Source organism: Photorhabdus noenieputensis (assembly GCF_018448935.1).
Lineage (GTDB): Bacteria > Pseudomonadota > Gammaproteobacteria > Enterobacterales > Enterobacteriaceae > Photorhabdus > Photorhabdus noenieputensis.
This window is the reverse complement of sequence record NZ_RCWC01000001.1, coordinates 410,485-432,196: the sequence shown is the minus strand read 5'-3', so window position 1 is coordinate 432,196 and position 21,712 is coordinate 410,485. Positions and strand designations below refer to the sequence as shown.

Genomic DNA, 21,712 nt, shown 5'->3' with positions numbered 1-21,712 from the left:
TTCTTACCGGTCAGTGCCTGACCCTCCTGAAGCGCTTTCAGGGCTTTGTCGAAATCGAAAGATTGAGTCATGTATCATTCCTTTTTGAGATATATTACTGGAATGACACAGAATTTCTAACACTCCCTACCGGAATGCTTCCACGTAACCAACTGCCTAATTTACGCTGGTAAAATGGCTGCGTATGCTGAATCAAATAATGGCTGATACCACTCTCTTTTTCATCAACTAGACAGAAGTCAATCGGCTCTTCTTCCGATGTGTATTCACAAGCAATAGTGCCCGCTTCATGGATTAGTTGTTCAATTTCGTCTGCGGCACCATTTATTTCCAGTCCAATTAATAAATTAGGGTTTTCATCCACATTTTTATCATGGACTTGTATGATAAAAGCACGGCGAACAGGTTTACGTTGGCTAAATAAACTGACCAAAGCTTCAATGAGCTGCGCAGGATATTCTTCCGGTTGGCTAAGTGTTAGCTTACTACCACTTGGAACATCAATCTCAACCGAAACTAATTCACTCAGTGAACCCATAAAAATCTCCAATCAGTTTTTTTAGATAAAATAAATTTATTTCGCCTTCGCCAACAACAAATTAGCAATCGAACGAACCCCATAACCTGTTGCACCAGCGGACCAATGTTCTACCGCGGATTTACGATAAGTTGCCGAGCAATCAATGTGAATCCAACCTTTTTGGTATTCTTCCACAAAGTGAGACAAGAAAGCCGCCGCAGTACTAGCACCCGCAGTATGCGATGACGCAGCAACGTTGTTCAGGTCAGCAAAATTTGATGGCAGTTGGCTACGATGGAATTCAGCTAATGGTAAACGCCAGAATAGTTCATTCTCGGATGCAGCCGCCGCCAACAGATCAGCCGCCAGTTTGTCATCAAAGCTGAATACAGAGTGGTAGTCATTACCCACAGCCGTTTTCGCCGCACCGGTCAAGGTTGCCGCATCAATGATTAATTTCGCTTTCTCTTTGCTGGCATCAATTAAACCATCAGCCAGCACCAGACGACCTTCCGCATCCGTATTCATCACTTCAACAGATTTGCCATTACGGTAATGAATAACATCACCCAGTTTAAAGGCGTTACCACTGACCATGTTATCCGCTATGCAGAGGAATAGTTTAACTCGTTGTTTCAAACCACGACTGATTGCCAGCGCCAATGCACCTGCCAAGGTTGCGGCTCCACCCATATCCGATTTCATGGAATCCATAAAGGAAGATTGTTTCAGGCTGTAGCCGCCAGTATCAAATGTGATGCCTTTACCTACCAAACAGGCAAACACCGGCGCTTGCAGGTTGCCAGTTGGGTTGTAATCCAACGCCAATAGAATCGGATCGCGAGAAGAACCACGGCCAACGGTGTGAATGCCAGCATAACCCTGTTCACGTAAATCTTCGCCTTTAATAATGCGATAACTAACTGATTCACCAGCCATACAACACATCAGGTCAATCGCACGCTTCGCCAATTGTTCCGGCCCAAGCTCTTCCGCTGACATATTGATGGTGTCACGCACCCAATCAATAATTTTAATTCTGCTTTCCAGTTCCTGTTTTTCAGCCGCGGGCAGTTGAGGCCATTCAATAGAACGATTACCTTTCGGCGCACGGAATCCTTGCCAGAAAGCCCAACTTTTCTCTAAATCCCAACCTTCGCCCACCAGAGCCACATGACGAATTCCCTGCCCGTCAATTTTACGCCCGGCACGTTGCACTGCCCCCAATTTACCTTTACCAACCAGATGAATCGTCACCCCTTGATCACTGGAACTAATCAGCGCTTTTTCACCCCAGCAAGCTGCTGCTGGTTCATAAGACAGTGTTATTGGCATGATTTGTTTATTCATTCTTTTCTCACCTCTTATTATTACCGCTTGATGGCAGTGAGGAGCTTATTTAAGCTTCTACCGATATAATTCTTCGTCTGCCAGATATTCATCCTATAAAAAAACCGGCCAAAGCCAGTTTTTCATTGAAGAGCAGCCTACCTTAAAACGATAGTGGATAAATAACAAATTAATGCTATTTGTTATTCAAACTCATCCAACCAAACAAGCAGGATCGCTTCCAAAATCTTTTCACTGGATTTTTCAGGTGCATCATCAAAATCATCCAGTTCACAGATCCACTGGTGCATATCAGTAAAGCGAACCGTTTTTGGATCTACCTCAGGAAATTTGTCATATAGCGCTTCACCAATTTCACGACTATTGGACCATTTCAGGCTCATTTATTTTTCTCCTGCCAATCAGTGCTCACGGGCATGGTTAATGGTATATTTTGGAATTTCTACCACCAAATCTTCGTCAGAAACTCTAGCTTGACAACTCAGACGACTTTCCGGCTCCAGCCCCCAAGCTTTATCCAGCATGTCATCTTCCAGTTCAGAGCTCTCTTCCAGTGAATCGAAACCTTCACGAACGATACAATGGCAAGTGGTGCAAGCACAGGATTTTTCACACGCATGCTCGATTTCAATCCCATTGCGCAATGCAACATTCAGAATGGATTCCCCTTCTTTGGCTTCCAGAACTGCGCCATCGGGGCAAAGATCGTTATGAGGTAAAAATACAATTTTTGGCATAATTAAATCTCGTCCACAGAATGGCCCGCCAACGCCCGACGAATAGATGAATCCATCCGGCGTGCAGCGAATTCCTGCGTTTGCTTATCCAGTTGTTTAATCGCGTTTTCAATAATTTCAGGATCATTGCCCTGAACGCTTGTTATAAGTATTTCCACGGCAGCATCAATTGCCGCCTGTTCTTGTTCATTCAGTAGATCGGCATCTTTTTCTAACGCACTGGTGACACTTTCCAGTACTCGCGCCGCTTCAACTTTTTGTTCTGCCAGTTTGCGCGCACTGATATCTTCCTGAGCATTTGCCATAGAGTCTTTTATCATGCGAGCGATTTCTCCATCAGATAAGCCATAGGAAGGCTTCACCTGAATAGAAGCTTCGACGCCAGTGGATTTCTCCAACGCGCTGACACTCAGCAAGCCATCAGCATCTACCTGGAAAGTAACCCGGATATGAGCCCCACCAGCGGGTAATGGCGGAATACCACGTAGGGTAAAACGGGCCAGTGAACGGCAATCACTGACCAATTCCCTTTCCCCTTGCACTACATGAATACTCATTGCACTCTGGCCGTCTTTGAAGGTAGTGAACTCCTGCGCTTTGGCAACCGGAATGGTCGTATTACGTGGGATAATTTTTTCAACCAAACCTCCCATCGTTTCCAACCCAAGTGAAAGCGGAATCACATCCAACAACAGCATGTCGCTATCTGGTTTGTTACCCACCAGAATATCCGCCTGAATCGAAGCACCCACAGCAACCACTTTATCAGGATCAATGGAAGTCAGCGGTTCGCGGCCAAAAAACTCGCCAACCATGTGACGAACCAATGGTACACGGGTTGAACCACCCACCATAACCACCTGTAAAACCTCATCCGCAGAGACTTCTGCATCTTTCAATGCCCGACGACTTGCCAGTAAAGTCCGTTTTATCAATGGTGTTATTAGGGCTTCAAATTCGCAACGGGTGATTTTACCCTGCCAGCCGCCAATGTTTATTTCTGCAATATCAGCATCACTCAAGGCGATTTTTACCTGAGTAGCCATATCTAGTAGCTGGCGTTGCAAACTATGGTCATTTCGATCGCCAATACCCGCCTGTTCACGGACCCAATCAGCCAGTATCAAATCGAAATCATCACCACCCAGAGCAGTGTCACCACCGGTTGCCAGCACCTCAAAAACACCACGGCTTAACCGCAAAATAGAAACGTCAAAGGTACCGCCGCCTAAATCATAAACCGCAATGACACCTTCTTGACCAGAGTCCAGTCCGTAGGCAATCGCAGCGGCAGTTGGTTCATTAAGCAAACGCAGAACGTGTAATCCAGCTAATCGCGCCGCATCTTTTGTTCCCTGACGCTGTGCATCATCAAAGTAGGCAGGAACAGTGATCACAACACCATCAAGCTTACCATCCAGTGTTTCTTCTGCACGCTGCGCCAGCAATTTAAGAATTTCAGAAGAAACCTGAATAGGATCAACCATACCCGCTGCGGTGTTGATTAACGGCAACCCGTTTTCACTCGCTTGAAATTGATAAGGAAGATTTGGATAACGTTGCTGAATGTCAGCCAGAGAACGTCCCATCATACGTTTTACTGAACTGATAGTATTAGCAGGATCACACGCGGCCTGTTGACGGGCCTGCCAACCAATTTCAAGCCCCTTTTCATGGTAACGAACAACCGAAGGAAGCAGATAACGATCTTCACTATCCATCAATGTTTCCGCCTGCCCACTGCGAACAGTGGCAACTAATGAATGTGTCGTGCCTAAATCAATACCGGCAGCTAAACGACGTTGATGTGGTACAGCGGATAACCCCGGCTCGCTAATTTGTAATAAAGCCATATACGCCTTCCTTAAAAGTCGTCCAGTAAACGTTCTTCCAGTTGCTCAACCTGCTGTTGCAATTTATCCAGAAAACGTAATTTGCGCACCGTATCGGCTGCTTGTTCCCACTGCTGTTCATCCAATCGCTGCACCATTTGCTGACTACGGGTTTTAATCATCCCATTCAGGCGAGCAGCAAAATCAGCCAATGCCACTTCTGGATTAGCTTTGTCGGCAATACATTCCAACTCTTCCCGCAACATAAGCTGTTCCATCAGGAAAGCGTTGTCATTCATGGTGTGCTGTTCGTTGGCTAAATCAAAACCATGCAAAGAAAGCATATATTCAGCGCGTTTCAGTGGATGTTTGAGCGTTTGATAACCGTCATTGATAGTCGCGGCTTGCTGCAACGCCAGCGTTTTTTCACGCTCTGGCTGATTAGCAAAGCGATCCGGATGAAACTGACGCTGCAACTCTTGATAACAGCTTGCCAGTTGTTCACGATCAACAGCATAACGAGCCGGCAGCCCAAATAAAGTGAAATAGTCCATAATCTAAACTTACTCTGGATTTGGCCGAAAAACGGAATTAAACGTTAAAACTCTCTCCACAACCACATTCACTGGAAACATTTGGGTTGTTGAACTTAAAGCCTTCGTTAAGGCCCTCTTTAACAAAATCCAGCTCTGTACCGTCGAGATAGACCATGCTCTTGCCATCTACGATAACTTTGACACCCTTATCTTCAAACACTGTGTCGTCTTCGTTAATCATATCGGCAAATTCAAGCAAGTAGGCCATACCTGAACAGCCTGATGTTCTGACGCCCAGACGCAAACCAACACCTTTTCCACGGTTACTCAGGAATGATGAAACGCGTTGTGCAGCACTTTCTGTAAGGGAAATTGACATACAACAACCTCACTTATTAAAACCAGCAAAGGCGGATACCAGATAGTATGCAACAGCCAGTATCCACCAAATTTTTTTCCATCTTGTTATTATCAAGGGCCGTTATCTGCCCTGGCGTTTACTTTTGTAATCCGCAATCGCTGCTTTAATCGCATCTTCTGCCAGAATAGAACAGTGGATTTTCACTGGTGGCAGTTCTAATTCATCGGCAATTTCAGTATTTTTAATCGCTTCCGCCTGCTCCAGAGATTTGCCCTTCATCCATTCTGTGACTAAAGAGCTGGACGCAATCGCAGAACCGCAACCGTAAGTTTTGAAACGCGCATCTTCAATAATGCCTTCATTATTGACTTTAATTTGCAGTTTCATCACGTCACCACACGCAGGGGCACCGACCATGCCGCTGCCAACCATTGGATCTTCACTATCGAAAGAACCGACGTTACGTGGATTTTCATAGTGATCAATTACTTTTTCGCTGTAAGCCATGTTGTTACTCCTGAAACCGTCTGATTAATGATGAGACCATTCGATACTGGTTAGATCCACACCTTGTTTAAACATTTCCCACAGGGGAGAAAGTTCACGCAGGCGGCCAATAGATTTGTGAATCAGTTCAATGGCGTAGTCGATCTCTTCTTCTGTCGTAAAGCGCCCTAAAGAGAAACGGATAGAGCTGTGAGCCAGTTCGTCATTCATCCCTAACGCACGCAGTACGTAGGAGGGCTCCAAACTGGCAGAAGTACATGCAGAACCCGAAGAAACCGCCAGATCTTTTAATGACATCATCAGTGATTCACCTTCAACATAGTTGAAGCTGACATTCAGAATATGCGGCGCGCCATGCTCCAGATCTCCATTAAGGAAGACCTCTTCGATATCTTTGATACCCTGCCACAGACGCAACCGCAGGCCGCGCAGACGCTGAGATTCACTCTCCATTTCCTGCTTGGCAATACGGTAAGCTTCACCCATACCCACAATCTGATGAACAGGCAAAGTACCAGAGCGCATACCGCGTTCATGACCGCCGCCATGTTGCTGTGCTTCAATACGAATGCGTGGTTTACGGCGAACGTACAGTGCGCCAATCCCCATCGGCCCGTAAATTTTATGGGCGGAGAAAGACATCAAATCGACTTTCAGTTTGGTTAAGTCAATTGGCAGTTTGCCTACGCTCTGAGTGGCATCAACATGGAAAACGATACCGCGGCTGCGACACATCTCACCGATGGCGGTAATATCCTGTACCACGCCAATTTCATTGTTAACATGCATGATAGAAATCAGAATGGTGTCATCACGCACCGCGGCTTCCAGATCGTTTAAATCAATCAACCCGTTGCTCTGAGGTGCCAAATAGGTGACTTCAAACCCTTCACGCTCCAATTGACGGCAAGTATCCAGAACCGCTTTATGTTCGGTTTTGCTGGTGATGATGTGCTTGCCCTTTTTCTGGTAAAAATTAGCCGCACCTTTGATGGCAAGATTGTCAGATTCCGTTGCGCCAGAAGTAAAAACAATTTCTCGCGGATCTGCACCCACCAAATCAGCAATCTGATTACGGGCAATATCAACCGCTTCTTCAGCCTGCCAGCCAAAACGGTGTGAACGAGAAGCGGGGTTACCAAATATCCCGTCCCTGGTCAGATAGCTCATCATCTTTTCAGCAACACGCGGATCAACCGGCGTCGTTGCTGAGTAATCTAAATAAATTGGTAATTTCATTGCTCACATGCTCCCTACTTCTAATACTTCAATTCATCACAAGTTCTGCTTATGGGCGCAGATTGACATTAATTGTTTCTTGTGCTCTGCCGTTAGGTGCACGGCGTTTACCGTTATCCTGGCGACCAGCAACGTCCAAGACTTCTTGGTTATTGACTAATTCTTCTAAACTGATACTGCTCAGGAAACCGGTAATACGATCACTTAAATCGCGCCATAAAGCATGAGTCAGGCAGCGATCACCGCCTTGACACCCTTCTCTACCCTGACAACGGGTAGCATCTACTGATTCATCAACTGCGAAAATCACTTCGGCAACCACAATTTCACTGGCATCTTTGCCCAATAAATAACCACCACCCGGACCACGGACACTTGAAACCAGACCATTTTTGCGCAAGCGAGAAAATAACTGTTCAAGATAGGAGAGGGAAATACCCTGACGTTCAGAAATGTCGGCCAATGGTACCGGACCTTCTTGTGAGTGCAACGCCACATCAAGCATGGCAGTTACTGCATAACGCCCTTTAGATGTCAATCTCATAAATGAATTACCCCGTGGTGAAATATGAGCGAAATTGTGTCATTCCTGAGTATTTTAGTCAACTATTTAACCTAGTAATTTACTCAACTATTTCTTCGCCCATTTTTCAACGGAGGTCAAGATACCACGCAGAATATTCAGTTCCTGCGCCTCCGGCCGGGCACGGGTAAAAAGCCGTCTTAATCTATTCATGATTTGGCCTGGATGCGCTTTTCTGATAAAACCGGAATCATTTAATACACGTTCAAGATGATGATAAAAGCGTTCTATATCATCAGTTAATGGATATTCCACTGCATCGGTATTTTGCTCATTTTTCTCCTGACGCGCCAGATAAGCCATACGGATCTCATAACTGACAAGCTGAACCGCCATCGCCAAATTTAATGAACCGTACTCGGGGTTAGTTGGGATATTCAGATGATAATGGCACTTCTGCAATTCTTCATTGGTCAACCCTACCCGCTCACGGCCAAAAACAATAGCAACCGACGCATGCGCAGCTTCCTGAACACTGCGTTCACCACATTCACGAGGTTCAACCATCGGCCATGATAACGTTCTTGAACGGGCGCTGGTGCCAATCACCAATCCACAACCTGCCAGCGCTTCATCCAAACTATCGACAATCGTCGCATTACCAATAACATCGCTGGCACCCGCAGAAAGTGCAATCGCATGAGAATCTGGCTGAACCAAAGGATTGACTAAATAAAGATTGGTTAATCCCATTGTTTTCATTGCCCGGGCGGTTGACCCCATGTTCCCAGTGTGGGAAGTTTCAACCAGGATAATGCGGATATTTTCTAACATGACAACTTCTGAATAGTCTGGATAGTTATAAGAACCAAATATCTTAACACAGCATTAGTCATTTTTCCGAACTACTGCTATACTATGCGCCGATTAATTACCCGTTCTTTAACATCCTGGTGGAAGATATCCCATGCATCCGATGCTGACCATCGCCATACGCGCTGCGCGTAAAGCCGGCAACCTGATTGCCAAAAATTATGAAACTCCCGATGCGGTTGAAGCTAGCCAAAAAGGTAGTAACGATTTTGTTACCAATGTTGACAAAGCCGCAGAAGCGCTCATTATCGACGTTATTCGCAAATCTTATCCTAAACACTCGATTATTACTGAAGAGAGTGGCGAGCTGTTAGGCGAAGAGGCTGATATTCAATGGGTAATCGATCCACTGGATGGCACGACTAACTTTATCAAACGCCTTCCTCACTTCGCTGTTTCTATTGCGGTACGCATTAAAGGCCGTACTGAAGTTGCGGTTGTTTATGACCCAATGCGTAATGAGCTTTTCACCGCAACCCGCGGTCAAGGGGCACAGTTGAATGGCTACCGTCTGCGTGGCACTAATGCCCGTGATCTGGATGGCACTATTCTGGCAACAGGTTTCCCATTCAAAGCAAAACATCATTCCACTGTTTTTATTAATACTTTGAGTAAATTATTTGTTCATTGTGCTGATTTCCGTCGTACAGGCTCGGCTGCTCTGGATCTGGCTTATGTTGCGGCTGGTCGGGTGGATGGTTACTTTGAAATTGGCCTAAAACCGTGGGATTTTATGGGTGGCGAGCTGTTAGTTCGTGAATCTGGCGGTATCGTAACTGATTTCGTTGGCGGCCATAATTATACTCATTCTGGCAACATTGTTGCAGGTAATCCACGCGTTGTTAAAGATATTCTGGCTGAAATGCGTGATGAATTATCAGAAGCATTGAAACGTTAATTCACGCGAATTCTAAATAGAATTGCACGACGGTATTTTAGGTAGACCACAAAAAATGCGGTCTACCCTGCGATTCATTTAACTAATAACAAAGACCATTGTTACTCCGATAACCAATAAGCAGCTTCATAAGGCCGTAGCTGCATATTTTTCGCCGGTAATTGGCTTTCAGGATAGTTCCCCATCAATTTCACCCATGAACAGTGGGATAAAGAAGCATCCAGCGACCACTCTTGCACTTCCTCGCTGAGGTTAGCAATAACCAGTAACGTTTGGTTCTCCCAACGGCGAACATAACACCACAGCCAAGGGTGAGACGGCAACAAATCTTCATAGCTGCCATAGGTCAATACAGGATATGCTTTACGCAGTTTTATCAAGCGAGCATAACAATGGAAAACTGAATCCTCATCCTGGATGGCATTTTCAGCGTTCACAGCCTGGTAATCACTATTCAACGCTATCCACGGCTCCCCTTGAGTAAACCCTGCATTGGCAGTCGTATCCCATTGCATTGGCGTTCGCCCATTATCACGAGATTTCTTCGCTAAGACCGATAAGATTTGCTGTTTATCACTGCCCTGCTCAATCTTCTCCTGATAAATATTTAAACTTTCTATATCCCGGTACTCTTCAATGTGGGAAAAATGAGGGTTAGTCATTCCCAGCTCTTCCCCTTGATAGATATAAGGGGTTCCCTGCATACCATGCAGTACCATTGCCAACATTTTAGCGGACGGCACCCGCCAAACGCCTTCACCACCAAAACGCGAAACAATACGCGGCTGATCGTGATTACACCAGAACAGCGCATTCCATGCCCGCTCGTGCATGCCTTGCTGCCACTTGGCAAAAATTTTCTTCAATTCAATAAAATCGGGCGGTGCCGCAACCCATTTTTCACCATTGGGGTAATCGACTTTTAAGTGATGAAACGCGAAAACCATCGACAACTCTTCGCCATCTAATGAAGAGTAGCGCTGACAATGTTCCAATGAAGTAGAAGACATTTCCCCAACGGTCATTACTCCGGCAGGCTGGAATACCTCTCTGTTCATTTCTTGCAGAAATTCATGAATACGCGGGCCATCAGTGTAGAACTGACGTCCATCTCCCTGAGTTGCTTCAGGGAAGTCTTGTTGCTTAGAAACCAAGTTAATGACATCCAGACGGAAACCATCAACACCAAGGCCAGCCCAGAATTCACAAATCTTTTTCAGTTCAGCTCGTACCGGTTCATGTTCCCAGTTTAGATCGGCCTGCTCAACAGCAAACAAGTGCAAATAATACTGTTGGCTTGCTTCATGCCACGCCCAAGCATTGCCGCCAAATTTCGACAACCAATTATTAGGCGGGGTTTCAGGTACCCCATCCCGCCAAATGTAATATTGCCGATAAGGGCTATCAATATCCTGTGCTTGTTTAAACCAAGGGTGTTGAGTCGATGTATGGTTGAAAACAATATCCACAATGACACGGATATCACGTTGATGTGCCTCATCAACCAAACGCTTAAAATCATCCATTGAGCCGTAAGCTGGATCAATCGCACAATAATCAGCGACATCATAACCGTTATCTACCTGTGGTGAGAGGTAAAAAGGCGTCACCCAAATAGCATCTACGCCCAATTTCTTCAAATAATCAAGCCGATAAGTAATGCCGTTAAGATCGCCCGTTCCGCTACCTGTCGTATCCTGGAAACTCTTAGGATATATCTGATAGATGACACCTTGTAACCACCACGGAATGATTTTGTCCATCAAAAACACCTTATCAATATATTTCCTGAATTAAATAACCATGAGTTGAATAACCACATGGTTATTTTTATATCCGTTACTTGTGAAGATTTAATCGCATCATTCAGCAGCTAACATACCGGTCATATTCTTCCTGCGATAAACAACAGTCGTGAGAATCAACGGAACAATGACGGCGACAAGCATAGCTAATGCGTAAATTAGCCAAAATTGCGGTTTAATCGAAAGAATACCTGGCAGGCCACCCACACCAATACCATTTGCCAATACACCACTCAACCCACAAATCAACCCGGCTAAACTAGAACCAATCATGGCGCAGAGCATAGGGAATCGATATTTGATATTAATACCGTACATTGCTGGCTCAGTAACGCCCAAATAAGCGGAGATAGCCGCAGGTATGGATAATTCACGTTCATTATGCTTTTTACTGACTAAAATAATACCAACAACCGCTGACCCCTGAGCAATATTGGATAACGCAATAATAGGCCAGATCGGTGTTCCTCCTATACTTTGAACCATCTGCATATCTATGGCTAATGTGGTTTGATGAATACCGGTAATTACCAACGGCGCGTAAAAGAATCCAAATAAAGCTGCGCCAACAGGCGCAAAACTGCCGGTCAGCAACGCCTTAACAACCCAAGCAACCCCATCACCCAGTAACCGACCAAATGGCCCAATAAGGCTATGTGCTAAAAAGGTTGCTAATATTAACGAGACTACCGGAACAATAACTAAATAAAGATAACTAGGAACCACCCGTTTTAACTGAACTTCAATCCACCCCAAAGTAACACCCGCCAAAAGTGACGGAATAACCTGCGCCTGATAACCCACTTTTCCAATCGTGAACAGGCCAAAATTCCATAGTTCAGGGACTTGTTGCCCTAAGTAATAAGCGTTCATTAATTGCGGCGAAACCAGTGTTATTCCCAATATAATGCCCAATATCGGTGTTCCACCCATCATCCTAACCGCCGACCAACAAATACCCACTGGCAGATAGAAAAATATTGCCTCTCCTAGCAGCCATAAAAAATCATATATCGTTTTCCAAATAGGATACATTTGAGCTAAAGTTTTACCTTCACTAAAAGGAATATCACCAATAATGTTACGGAAACCTAGAACAAGCCCGCCGCTAATTAATGCTGGTAAGAGAGGAAAAAATATTTCCGCAAACTTAGAAATGAATCGCTCTTGCCATTTCATGTTTTTCTTCTCAACCTGTTGCTTATCTTTTTTATTCAATTCAGATTTACCAAGATAACTATTTAAAGCCTGATAATAATCACCAACATTCGTGCCTATCACTACCTGGAATTGCCCTGCATTGGTAAAACAGCCCTTAACCATCGGTAAATTCTTTATCTCATCCGGATTGGCTTTAACTGGTTCAACTAATATAAACCTCAATCGGGTAATGCAATGAGTTACACTGGCTATATTTTCACAACCACCGATTAATGTAATTAGTTTTTCTATATCTTTAGAATTTATCTTGTTTTTCATAATAGCCAGTCATCATAAGTGAATATCAATTACTAATTAGCATGCTTAGTAAACTAATTTCATCCTAATATCATTTGGTTATGCTTGTCATGGGAACGTTCCCAAAAGTGGGTTGAAGATCACATTGAAGCGGCAATATTTCTTATTTTTAAGCCAACTTACTCGGAATGATTACTCGTTGTTTGAAGTATTGGCGATTTATTTGCGCAATTAATTGGCCGGCTGCATATTTTCCTGCCTCACTATAACCCAGATCAATAGAAAGCGTGTCAGGGTATAAAAAGTTCAATAAAGGTGTATTTCCAATGCTGCCTATTTGTATATCTTCCCGATTATTTTGCTGCAAATACTTATATGCACCTAAAGCCAAACTGTCGGTTGCACAGATTAAAGCTGTTGTTTTCTCTTTCAATACCTTATTAACATGCTGAAACCCACTCTGATAGCTTAAATCACATTGAACAGAAAGCGGGTGCAGATCTTTCTGTTCACAACAAGCCAGATAGGATTGATGGCGAAGCAAACCTGTCGTGGTATCACAATCATCTACACCAAGAAAACCAATATCTCTGTGCCCCCGCCGATAGAGTTCATTCATCAACAAACGAACAGCACCAATATCGTCATAACATACAGAAGAAAAACCCGTATATTCACGGGCAAATACCACCATTTTTTCACGCCAAGGGCAAAGAAGCTCTTCGGACAATCCGGTAAAACCGAACAAAATAATGCCATCCGCATGACGTAATGCCAACTGACGTAGATGTTCCTGTAAAAGTTGTGGATCAAAATTACTTTCCATAATAATCGGATCATAACCATGCTGGTAAAACAGGGGTAACATGGTACTTATCGATAAATTCTCTGAAAAAGATCCCAGACGCGACACAATTAAAGCAATGATTTTGTCACTTTTCACTCGCATCGCTCTTGCTGACTTAGATGGAATAAAATTATTTTGTTGAATAATCGCTTCAACTCTTTCACGTGCTTGTAGGCTTACACTATTTTCATTGTTTAATACCCGCGAGACTGTTGATTTACTGACATTAGCCAAGCGAGCGATATCTTTTATTGTCAATTTATTCAGCATAATATCTCATAAAAATCTTATTGAGGTATTTAGTTTCTTACAAAAATATTGTAAGAAACTAAATGTATATTGTTAATAATTATGAGCTTTAACTCGTGGTCGCAAGAAGATAGCAGGAAAAGCAACCAAAGCCATCATCCAGAAAATGCCACTATGCAGATAATCATACATAAATCCAGCAATTACCGTCGTGACAGCGATACCGCCCCCCATTGCTAATGCGGAATAAGCCGCTTGCAAACGCACAATTTCCCCTTCCTTTCTCGCACCGATAAAACGCATCGCTGCCAAATGGCAGACAGTGAACGTACCACAATGCAAGATTTGAACGACAATCAACACCGGTAATGAGGTGAATGTTCCCATCAATCCCCAGCGAACAACACCACATATACCAGAAAGCAGCAGAAGATTACGGGCACTCCAGCGTCGAAATAATTTATTACTCAGAGTAAAAATAATCACTTCAGCCACTACGCCCAATGACCAGAGATAACCAACCACCGAGGCAGAATAACCCGCGTTTTCCCAGTAAATTGCACTGAAACTGTAATATCCCGCGTGGGCACCCTGCAATAAAGCCACACATAACAGGAATCGACGTACCGATTTTTCAGACAACAATTGTTTAAATGACACGACATCCACTTTGGCAGATTTAGTTTCACCAACTGGCATGATAGAGGGCCGAAGTAATGTCACCAACAACGTAGAGAAGATGCTAAACAATATTGTGACGAGGATGGCACGATGTCCCCAAACAGAGATCAATTCCCCGGTTAATGCTGAACTGATAATAAAGGCAATTGAACCCCAAACCCGTATTTTGCCGTAATCAAAAGAAAATTGTTTTTGCCATGTTCCCGCCAGCGCATCACCCAATGGCATCATCGGCGAAAAAAATAGATTGAAGCCAACCATGACGAACAAAAGCCATGCCCAATGATTTCCTAATGTAAAACCAACAGCAAAAATCAGAGTCAACAATGCTAATATACGCAGTGCAAGAATAAGTTTTGCGGGATCTTTCACTGTAGGCGCGATCAATAAACTGCCTAAAAAGCGGGAAATCAAGCCTGTACCTAATAGAATCCCTATCATATCGTGCTCTATACCTTCACCCTGGAGCCAGATTGCCCAAAAAGGTAAAAATATCCCGTAAGAAAAGAAATATGTGAAATAATCTAACGCCAGCCAGCGCGTTGATCGAATAACCATTAATCCCCCTGGTAAAAAATGCAAAAAACCCGCTCTTAACTAACTTAGTTAACTCAAGACATTAGATATTGAGAATTATCTTGAAATGGATATTCCTCAGGGGAATATCCACACACCACTCTTCAATCTCTCACTTAAGCAAACGATGTTAGCCGGAGCAGGTTTTGTAATGATTTATTGAAATTTTAATTTATGCGTAAACCGGATATTTCGCGCAAATAGCCAGAACTTTCTGCTTAATTGCTTCAATGGTCGCTTCATCATTGATGTTGTCCAATACATCACACATCCAGCCAGCCAATTCACGCGCTTCTGCTTGTTTAAAGCCACGACGGGTAATCGCAGGCGTACCGATACGCACACCAGAAGTCACAAATGGGCTCTTCGGATCATTAGGCACACTATTTTTGTTTACCGTGATATTTGCACGGCCCAACGCAGCATCGGCATCTTTACCAGTGATATCTTTGTCAACCAAATCCAACAGGAACAGGTGGTTTTCTGTACCGCCAGAAACCACTTTGTAACCACGTGCCAAAAACACTTCAACCATCGCTTTTGCGTTATCAGCAACCTGATGTTGATATGCTTTGAATTCTGGTTCCATTGCTTCTTTCAATGCCACCGCTTTACCCGCGATAACATGCATCAGAGGCCCACCCTGGCAACCAGGGAACACAGAAGAGTTCAGCTTTTTATAAAGTTCTTCGTCGCCACCTTTCGCCAGAATCAAACCACCGCGAGGACCGGCCAGCGTCTTATGCGTCGTGGTAGTGACGATGTGAGCATGAGGAACCGGGTTAGGGTACACTCCTGCGGCGATCAAGCCAGCAACGTGTGCCATATCAACGAACAGATAAGCACCAATGCTGTCTGCAATTTCACGCATCTTTGCCCAGTCAACCACACCGGAGTAAGCCGAGAAACCGCCGATAATCATTTTTGGCTGGTGTTTTTGAGCTTGTGCCGCGATATCGTCGTAATCGATTTTACCGCTTTCATCAATGCCATAAGGCACAACGTTATATAACTTACCAGAAAAGTTAACCGGAGAGCCATGAGTCAAATGACCGCCATGTGCCAAATTCATCCCCAGAACCGTATCGCCCGGTTGCAACAAAGCCATATAAACTGCCGCGTTCGCTTGAGAACCAGAGTGTGGCTGCACGTTGGCATAATCAGCACCAAACAGCGCCTTAGCACGATCGATAGCTAATTGTTCAACAACATCCACATATTCACAGCCACCGTAGTAGCGTTTACCCGGATAACCTTCAGCATATTTGTTAGTGAGCTGAGAGCCCTGTGCCTGCATAACTCTTGGGCTGGTATAGTTTTCAGAAGCAATTAACTCGATATGCTCTTCCTGACGAACAACTTCCTGCTCCATCGCCTGCCATAGTTCGGGATCATAACTAGCAATATTCATTTCACGCTTTAACATTGGGTTCTCCTGACTCAGCTAACTTCTCTTCAAAAACACCCCAAGGGGCCGAATGGCACACAGTGTAAACCCTTTTCACCGAATGAGATAGTCTTGACAAAATATTTTACGCAAACGATTGCATATCTATCACAAGCAAGGTATCTGCTCTAAATAATGGCATGAAAATTACACTGCATTTTTCCTCTTTTGTCGGAACTTATGACCTAAAGTAGTCCTTTCCTTAGTGTAAATATCTTTTAAGGATATTTTTTTCACCATAAAGACCACATTCTATATTTACAAAGTTCCTAAAAGGGTATAAGTTGCATTTAAATTACATGTTATAACTTTCATTACCACTTGAAAGAAATTCAGGAGCTTCACCATGCTGGATAGCCAAACTATTGCAACTGTCAAATCAACTATTCCCCTACTTTCCGCGACTGGTCCAAAACTGACAGCACATTTCTATGAGCGGATGTTTAACCATAATCCTGAGTTGAAAAATATCTTTAATATGAGCCATCAACTTAACGGTGATCAACGTGAAGCCTTGTTCAATGCGATCTGCGCCTATGCAGCCAATATTGATAACTTAGAGGTACTACTACCGGCAGTGGAAAAAATCGCTCATAAACACGCTAGTCTAAATATTCAACCAGAACATTATCAGATTGTCGGTACTCACCTGTTGGCAACGTTGGATGAAATGTTCCAACCGGGAAATGAAATTCTGGACGCCTGGGGAAAAGCTTATGGCGTGCTGGCTGATGTTTTTATCAATCGTGAAGAGCAAATCTATCATAGTGGTGAATCAACAGATGGTGGCTGGCGTGGTTTGCGTCCATTCCGTATAAATCGAAAAGAGATAAAAAGTGACGTCATTTGTAGCTTTGAATTTGTGCCTCAAGATGGCGGGAAAGTGATGGATTACAAACCTGGTCAGTATCTGAGCATTTATCTGGCAGATAATAGTTTTGACAACCGAGAAATTCGCCAATATTCACTGACAACAGCACCAAATGGCTCCAGCTACCGGATTGCGATTAAACGTGAGCCACAAGGAATCGTTTCCAACCATATGCACGATAAGATGCAAGAAGGCGATACCGTCTGGCTGGCTGCCCCACGCGGTGATTTTTTCCTCGATATTAAACCAGAAACGCCGGTTACTTTGATTTCCGCTGGCGTTGGCCTGACTCCCATGATGAGTATGTTGCATCACCTCCACCAGCAAAACCATAATAGCCAAATTAACTGGTTACATGCGGCGGAACATGGCGGCCATCACGCGTTTAGCAATGAAGTCGCAACAATGGCGCAGGCAATGCCAAATTTTGCTAGCACAATTTGGTACCGTGAACCAAGGGATGAAGATCAACAAGGTATTCATTATCAACACCAAGGCTTTATGGATCTGACGGTTCTAAATGAGACGCTGAAAACAGAAGGAATGCATTTCTATTTCTGTGGTCCCGTTCCCTTTATGCAATATGTAGCGAAACAGTTATTGGATATGGGAATTGATAAACAATTTATTCACTATGAATGTTTTGGTCCACATAAAGTGATTTAAATTTTCAACTTCATATTTATGGAATCTATACCCGTTATCTTTCAAGTTGCCTCTTTGTTGGCCGCACTCGCTCACCCCGGTCACATAGTTTACTATGTGACCGGGGATTCACTCCCTTGCCGCCGCGATGCATCTTAAAATCCATTGGGTATATAAAAACAAGAAAAAATGATGAAAGGATTAAATTTTCTATCCAGTCACGTATTATTGAGGATGTTATGCATTTATGCTGCCGCTTTTTCTTACAATTTCTTTCTACTTCATACCATTGAAGGATGATTTTTGATGAAATTACCAACGTCACTTCTGCCATTCAAAATCAGCAGAATACATACTGAACTAGGTGTATTCAAAGCTAACGGGTATAGCTCATCAACTCCCACGGATGAGATGACCATAATTCTCTCAGCGGTTTTTATACTGTCCACTGATGGCTGGGAAGAACTTACTATAGCCCAATCTAATAGTAATCTATTGGAACAATTAACCCCCTATTTAGAACATCATTTAATGTCGAAGCATAAAACGCAATCATAGTGAGAGCATGAATGGAGAATGCAATACATGAGGATGACTCGCTTCGCTCGCCCTACGGGCCGCACTAAAAGTGCGTTCAAAATATCTGAGCACTGCCCAAGTTCGCTCTTTATGGCAAAGAAGGGCAAATAAAATAGTCCTATTGGGATAGGCCGTTACTCTGACTGGCAATCAAGTTTGCCTCACAGGCTGTTTGCATTCCTTCAAGCGCAATAGGTTTTCCTTTATATTTTAAAGAGTCAGCCCCCTGAATAATAGGAAAAATACCTTCGCATTGGGGACACTCGACCAAATTTTCTTTACCTGCTATAGGAATGCCGTTGTGAGCAAATTCATTAATAGCGAGGTAATAACCACTTTTGGCGGATTCGACTAATAAGCTACTCTCTATGTTCTTTAAATACATATCATCAGCTACTTGCGCTACTATATCTTGATAGAGCTTTAAGCCAGAGGTATCGGGTGAAGAATAACGCCCCTAATGCGTACATAAAAGCCATAGCCAGCGTGCCGAAATTAAGCATGCCCAAAGCAGCTTGCGCAGGTACGTTACTTACGAAAACAATTGGTAGTATAAAACTCAGAACGAACCGCATAGCACCAGGATAAGCACTGACAGGAAACCGTCCCATATCCATAAGAGAGTAGCAAATAATCCATACATCAGAAACTTTAGTGAACCAAAAGGCGATGAGATTTGAACACATAAACAGAGAATAGAAAATACATGCGCCCAATAATAGTGCCAAATTAAACTGCATGAAGTTTGAAAATATCAAAGCATCTTGTTGATGCATAGCTACCAGAACAACTATATAACCAACGACAAAATTCGCACCATCCCACACATTAAAACGATGAAATGTGATAAAAAACTGATGGTCAATGGGACGAATAAGCATAAAATCCAAGTCACCTCGTCTGATATACTCAGATAAAGAGTGGATACTTGGAAATAACCAACTATCGATTAACGACTCCACAATGAGAGTCACACCAAGTAAAGCAACCATTTGATTGAAACTCCACCCCCCGACTTGGGATACTTGACCGAAAAACCCCGTCAGAACAAGTAAAGCCAGCAAGCAAGCGAGGAAAGAATTGATCAAGTTAACCAAAGCATTGAGTCGAAATTCAAGTTCCAAAATGAAAGAATTCCTTATCAATACCAACAATAGTAAACAGTACCGCATTTAGTTAGGCTCCTGAAGCCGTATATTTTCTCAATCCCATCGACCATAGCAAAGCACGAATTAACATGAGTGCTATAACCCAGAATAGCTGTATCAAGAAACCCATTAATAATTCATCATTATCTAGTTTTCCTAATATTATTTGCACTGGAGAATCCATTGCCGATGCAAAAGGCAAAACTTTTAATAATCCGGCGATACCAGGCGGATATAAATCAAGAGGAATGAGCGATCCCCCAAGTATTGTATAAAGCGCCCAAATCAATGGGTCAAACGCCATTGTGTTATTAATCCAAAAAGCCAACAAACCTAGACAATAATAAAGATGAAAAATGATAATCCAAGCAAGCGCGAGTGAAGGCAAAAAAGCCAAAAAGTTCCAGATATCCAAGCGTTGCAAGTTACCAGTTAAAGCAATACCAGAAATAAAAACCACTAATACAATCGGCCCCCGAACAATCATTTGTCCCACGTGATCCGCAATATAACAATAGAGCGGAGACACAGGGCGCAACAATAGCATAGAAAGCTCCCCGTGGCGGATATCATAATCCAAGCTCTGCATTACCCAAATGGAGGTTAATTGACGTACTAAGTAAATAGAAAGGAAATAAACCGCGAAATCGCTGGGTGTATAACCGCCAATAGCCCCTCCATCCGCCAGACTAAGCCAAACCAACATCACAGCGATAGGCATCACACCACCTATCATCCAAACCATCGACTGCGCTCGATACGCAATAGCCTGGGAGAAAGATTGGCCAATGAGCACCCTCCATAACTGTAGAGTCCGCTTAAAGGATTTACACATTAAACTCACCTTTTGAAGATAAATACCCCTCCAGAACACGATCTATCGGTTCATCATGGATCGAGATATCAAGAACGACTTGTTCGGACATTAATCTTGTTATTGCAGAAGATAATGCGTCACGCTCTACCATCAGTTCAATATCGTGACCATCATAGAATAGCAATCCAGGTAACGAACTCAGCTCTGGATTGATTGGACCTGAAAGACTAGCCTTTATAATCTTTTTGGGAGAACGTTTTGCAATTAAATGCGAAAGTTGCCCATCGTAGATGATCTCTCCCGAATTGATAATAATGACACGTCGTGCAAGAGCTTCTACATCCGCCATATAGTGGGAAGTTAGGAGAATTGTTGCTTTGTACGTCTGATTATAATGCAGGATGAACTCTCGGACGACTCGCTGCATGTTAACATCCAACCCAATAGTGGGCTCATCTAGGAACAAAACCCTTGGCTTATGTAGCAATGATAACGCTAATTCGCATTTCATACGTTCACCAAGAGACAAATTACGAACCGGCCTGTTAATCACTGAACCAATAGAAAGCAATTCAACCAATTCATCACGGCATCTGGAAAATTCATTATCTTCGAGATCATAGATAACCTTATTAAGTATGAAGGAATCATTAGGCGTAAGATCCCAAGCAAGCTGCTGTTTCTGCCCAGCCACAAATGATATCGACTTTAAATATTCGTACCTACGTTCATAAGGGGTATGCCCCAAAACACTGACATCACCTAAAGAAGGTTGAATGATGCCAGCCAACATCTTCATGGTGGTAGTTTTCCCCGCCCCATTCGCCCCGAGAAAACCCACAATTTCTCCCTCTTCGATGGAGAAATTGATCGCTTTGACCGCTTGTACGACTGCACAATCTCTTTTAATGAATGATTTTAAACTACCCAACAAACCGGGAGCTTTAGTGTAAATACTGTAAGACTTACTCAAACTTCTTACTTGAATAGTGCTCATAGAAATCCGCTAACTAAATTGAACCAGCACAAAATTAACATCAGGATAGTCAACAACTACCTCGTCTAAAGAAATAGGGTCTGCATATTTAATTTTATCGTGGGGTTAACCAAGATCACCACTGTGGAACATAACGAGAATTTTCAGCTACCAGCCTTCCTTCACTACCATTTGGCAAATAAATAGGGTAAATCAGCAGAATCAAGGAAATTACCT

At 43.4% G+C, this 21,712-nt stretch carries 21 protein-coding genes and 1 pseudogene; 2 read left to right on the top strand and 20 right to left on the bottom strand.

The genetic code is table 11. The features are described from left to right. Positions 1–94: 94 nt before the first annotated feature. From EAE91_RS02065 to trmJ, 11 genes are all read right to left on the bottom strand, one after another. Positions 95–538 (bottom strand): enhanced serine sensitivity protein SseB C-terminal domain-containing protein, encoded by a 444-nt coding sequence (locus EAE91_RS02065; RefSeq protein ID WP_214087029.1) that lies wholly within the window; start codon positions 536–538, stop codon positions 95–97. Between the two features lie 36 nt (positions 539–574). Next, the gene (pepB, locus tag EAE91_RS02060; RefSeq protein WP_214087028.1) at positions 575–1,870 is read right to left on the bottom strand and encodes an aminopeptidase PepB; all 1,296 of its coding nucleotides are present in this window, start codon (positions 1,868–1,870) and stop codon (positions 575–577) included. A gap of 182 nt (positions 1,871–2,052) precedes the next feature. Beyond that, entirely contained in the window at positions 2,053–2,253 is a 201-nt protein-coding gene (gene iscX, locus EAE91_RS02055; RefSeq protein ID WP_036779206.1) for a Fe-S cluster assembly protein IscX, read from the bottom strand. A gap of 18 nt (positions 2,254–2,271) precedes the next feature. Further along, positions 2,272–2,607 (bottom strand): ISC system 2Fe-2S type ferredoxin, encoded by a 336-nt coding sequence (gene fdx / locus EAE91_RS02050; RefSeq protein WP_036779209.1) that lies wholly within the window; start codon positions 2,605–2,607, stop codon positions 2,272–2,274. 2 nt (positions 2,608–2,609) lie between these two features. Then, positions 2,610–4,460: a Fe-S protein assembly chaperone HscA gene (gene hscA, locus EAE91_RS02045; protein ID WP_036779211.1), complete on the bottom strand. Its 1,851-nt coding sequence runs from the start codon at positions 4,458–4,460 to the stop codon at positions 2,610–2,612. An 11-nt stretch (positions 4,461–4,471) separates the two neighbouring features. Further along, positions 4,472–4,993, bottom strand: coding sequence for a co-chaperone HscB (gene hscB, locus EAE91_RS02040; protein ID WP_214087027.1), 522 nt, complete (start codon positions 4,991–4,993; stop codon positions 4,472–4,474). Positions 4,994–5,030: 37 nt separating this feature from the next. Continuing rightward, positions 5,031–5,354, bottom strand: a complete 324-nt coding sequence (gene iscA, locus EAE91_RS02035) for an iron-sulfur cluster assembly protein IscA (RefSeq protein ID WP_036779216.1) — start codon at positions 5,352–5,354, stop codon at positions 5,031–5,033. A gap of 102 nt (positions 5,355–5,456) precedes the next feature. Next, entirely contained in the window at positions 5,457–5,843 is a 387-nt protein-coding gene (iscU, locus tag EAE91_RS02030; protein WP_011147477.1) for a Fe-S cluster assembly scaffold IscU, read from the bottom strand. Between the two features lie 24 nt (positions 5,844–5,867). Beyond that, positions 5,868–7,082: an IscS subfamily cysteine desulfurase gene (locus EAE91_RS02025; RefSeq protein ID WP_214087026.1), complete on the bottom strand. Its 1,215-nt coding sequence runs from the start codon at positions 7,080–7,082 to the stop codon at positions 5,868–5,870. 49 nt (positions 7,083–7,131) lie between these two features. Next, entirely contained in the window at positions 7,132–7,626 is a 495-nt protein-coding gene (gene iscR / locus EAE91_RS02020; protein WP_214087025.1) for a Fe-S cluster assembly transcriptional regulator IscR, read from the bottom strand. A gap of 87 nt (positions 7,627–7,713) precedes the next feature. Next, on the bottom strand, positions 7,714–8,439 hold the full coding sequence (gene trmJ, locus EAE91_RS02015; RefSeq protein ID WP_214087024.1) for a tRNA (cytosine(32)/uridine(32)-2'-O)-methyltransferase TrmJ: 726 nt from the start codon (positions 8,437–8,439) through the stop codon (positions 7,714–7,716). 133 nt (positions 8,440–8,572) lie between these two features. Here trmJ and suhB point away from each other — a divergent pair, with 133 nt between their 5' ends. Next, complete coding sequence (gene suhB / locus EAE91_RS02010) at positions 8,573–9,376, top strand: inositol-1-monophosphatase (RefSeq protein ID WP_214087023.1); 804 nt, start codon at positions 8,573–8,575, stop codon at positions 9,374–9,376. 101 nt (positions 9,377–9,477) lie between these two features. Here suhB and treC read toward each other — a convergent pair whose 3' ends face one another. The 5 genes from treC to glyA form a co-directional block, all read right to left on the bottom strand. Then, entirely contained in the window at positions 9,478–11,139 is a 1,662-nt protein-coding gene (treC, locus tag EAE91_RS02005) for an alpha,alpha-phosphotrehalase (protein ID WP_214087022.1), read from the bottom strand. 99 nt (positions 11,140–11,238) lie between these two features. Further along, on the bottom strand, positions 11,239–12,660 hold the full coding sequence (gene treB / locus EAE91_RS02000; protein WP_214087021.1) for a PTS trehalose transporter subunit IIBC: 1,422 nt from the start codon (positions 12,658–12,660) through the stop codon (positions 11,239–11,241). 148 nt (positions 12,661–12,808) lie between these two features. Further along, complete coding sequence (gene treR, locus EAE91_RS01995; protein WP_214087020.1) at positions 12,809–13,756, bottom strand: trehalose operon repressor TreR; 948 nt, start codon at positions 13,754–13,756, stop codon at positions 12,809–12,811. 72 nt (positions 13,757–13,828) lie between these two features. After that, positions 13,829–14,974, bottom strand: coding sequence for a 3-phenylpropionate MFS transporter (locus EAE91_RS01990; RefSeq protein ID WP_214087019.1), 1,146 nt, complete (start codon positions 14,972–14,974; stop codon positions 13,829–13,831). A gap of 190 nt (positions 14,975–15,164) precedes the next feature. Further along, a complete protein-coding gene (glyA, locus tag EAE91_RS01985) occupies positions 15,165–16,418 on the bottom strand; it encodes a serine hydroxymethyltransferase (RefSeq protein WP_214087018.1) in 1,254 nt (417 codons plus the stop codon). A 364-nt stretch (positions 16,419–16,782) separates the two neighbouring features. Here glyA and hmpA point away from each other — a divergent pair. Next, a pseudogene (gene hmpA, locus EAE91_RS01980) lies at positions 16,783–17,976 on the top strand (NO-inducible flavohemoprotein); the annotation flags it as partial. Positions 17,977–18,652: 676 nt separating this feature from the next. Here the strand turns inward: hmpA and EAE91_RS01975 are convergent. The 4 genes from EAE91_RS01975 to EAE91_RS01960 all read right to left on the bottom strand — a co-directional run bounded on the left by EAE91_RS01975 (position 18,653) and on the right by EAE91_RS01960 (position 21,496). After that, entirely contained in the window at positions 18,653–18,919 is a 267-nt protein-coding gene (locus EAE91_RS01975; RefSeq protein ID WP_214087016.1) for a PAAR domain-containing protein, read from the bottom strand. A gap of 4 nt (positions 18,920–18,923) precedes the next feature. Continuing rightward, entirely contained in the window at positions 18,924–19,706 is a 783-nt protein-coding gene (locus EAE91_RS01970) for an ABC transporter permease (protein WP_214087015.1), read from the bottom strand. 4 nt (positions 19,707–19,710) lie between these two features. After that, a complete protein-coding gene (locus EAE91_RS01965; RefSeq protein WP_244868598.1) occupies positions 19,711–20,418 on the bottom strand; it encodes an ABC transporter permease in 708 nt (235 codons plus the stop codon). Positions 20,419–20,509: 91 nt separating this feature from the next. Then, positions 20,510–21,496, bottom strand: a complete 987-nt coding sequence (locus tag EAE91_RS01960; protein WP_214087013.1) for an ABC transporter ATP-binding protein — start codon at positions 21,494–21,496, stop codon at positions 20,510–20,512. Positions 21,497–21,712: the final 216 nt, after the last annotated feature.

Excerpts from the sequence above, each read along its gene's own strand:
- EAE91_RS01975 (WP_214087016.1), bottom strand. The coding sequence starts at position 18,919 with ATGTATTTAAAGAACATAGAGAGTAGCTTATTAGTCGAATCCGCCAAA.
- trmJ (WP_214087024.1), bottom strand. The coding sequence starts at position 8,439 with ATGTTAGAAAATATCCGCATTATCCTGGTTGAAACTTCCCACACTGGG.
- EAE91_RS02065 (WP_214087029.1), bottom strand. The coding sequence starts at position 538 with ATGGGTTCACTGAGTGAATTAGTTTCGGTTGAGATTGATGTTCCAAGT.
- iscA (WP_036779216.1), bottom strand. The coding sequence starts at position 5,354 with ATGTCAATTTCCCTTACAGAAAGTGCTGCACAACGCGTTTCATCATTC.
- treC (WP_214087022.1), bottom strand. The coding sequence starts at position 11,139 with ATGGACAAAATCATTCCGTGGTGGTTACAAGGTGTCATCTATCAGATA.
- EAE91_RS01990 (WP_214087019.1), bottom strand. The coding sequence starts at position 14,974 with ATGGTTATTCGATCAACGCGCTGGCTGGCGTTAGATTATTTCACATAT.
- fdx (WP_036779209.1), bottom strand. The coding sequence starts at position 2,607 with ATGCCAAAAATTGTATTTTTACCTCATAACGATCTTTGCCCCGATGGC.
- iscU (WP_011147477.1), bottom strand. The coding sequence starts at position 5,843 with ATGGCTTACAGCGAAAAAGTAATTGATCACTATGAAAATCCACGTAAC.
- iscX (WP_036779206.1), bottom strand. The coding sequence starts at position 2,253 with ATGAGCCTGAAATGGTCCAATAGTCGTGAAATTGGTGAAGCGCTATAT.
- EAE91_RS02025 (WP_214087026.1), bottom strand. The coding sequence starts at position 7,082 with ATGAAATTACCAATTTATTTAGATTACTCAGCAACGACGCCGGTTGAT.
- EAE91_RS01970 (WP_214087015.1), bottom strand. The coding sequence starts at position 19,706 with ATGCGGTACTGTTTACTATTGTTGGTATTGATAAGGAATTCTTTCATT.
- pepB (WP_214087028.1), bottom strand. The coding sequence starts at position 1,870 with ATGAATAAACAAATCATGCCAATAACACTGTCTTATGAACCAGCAGCA.
- EAE91_RS01960 (WP_214087013.1), bottom strand. The coding sequence starts at position 21,496 with ATGAGCACTATTCAAGTAAGAAGTTTGAGTAAGTCTTACAGTATTTAC.
- hscA (WP_036779211.1), bottom strand. The coding sequence starts at position 4,460 with ATGGCTTTATTACAAATTAGCGAGCCGGGGTTATCCGCTGTACCACAT.
- hscB (WP_214087027.1), bottom strand. The coding sequence starts at position 4,993 with ATGGACTATTTCACTTTATTTGGGCTGCCGGCTCGTTATGCTGTTGAT.
- iscR (WP_214087025.1), bottom strand. The coding sequence starts at position 7,626 with ATGAGATTGACATCTAAAGGGCGTTATGCAGTAACTGCCATGCTTGAT.
- suhB (WP_214087023.1), top strand. The coding sequence starts at position 8,573 with ATGCATCCGATGCTGACCATCGCCATACGCGCTGCGCGTAAAGCCGGC.
- treR (WP_214087020.1), bottom strand. The coding sequence starts at position 13,756 with ATGCTGAATAAATTGACAATAAAAGATATCGCTCGCTTGGCTAATGTC.
- glyA (WP_214087018.1), bottom strand. The coding sequence starts at position 16,418 with ATGTTAAAGCGTGAAATGAATATTGCTAGTTATGATCCCGAACTATGG.
- EAE91_RS01965 (WP_244868598.1), bottom strand. The coding sequence starts at position 20,418 with ATGATAGGTGGTGTGATGCCTATCGCTGTGATGTTGGTTTGGCTTAGT.
- treB (WP_214087021.1), bottom strand. The coding sequence starts at position 12,660 with ATGAAAAACAAGATAAATTCTAAAGATATAGAAAAACTAATTACATTA.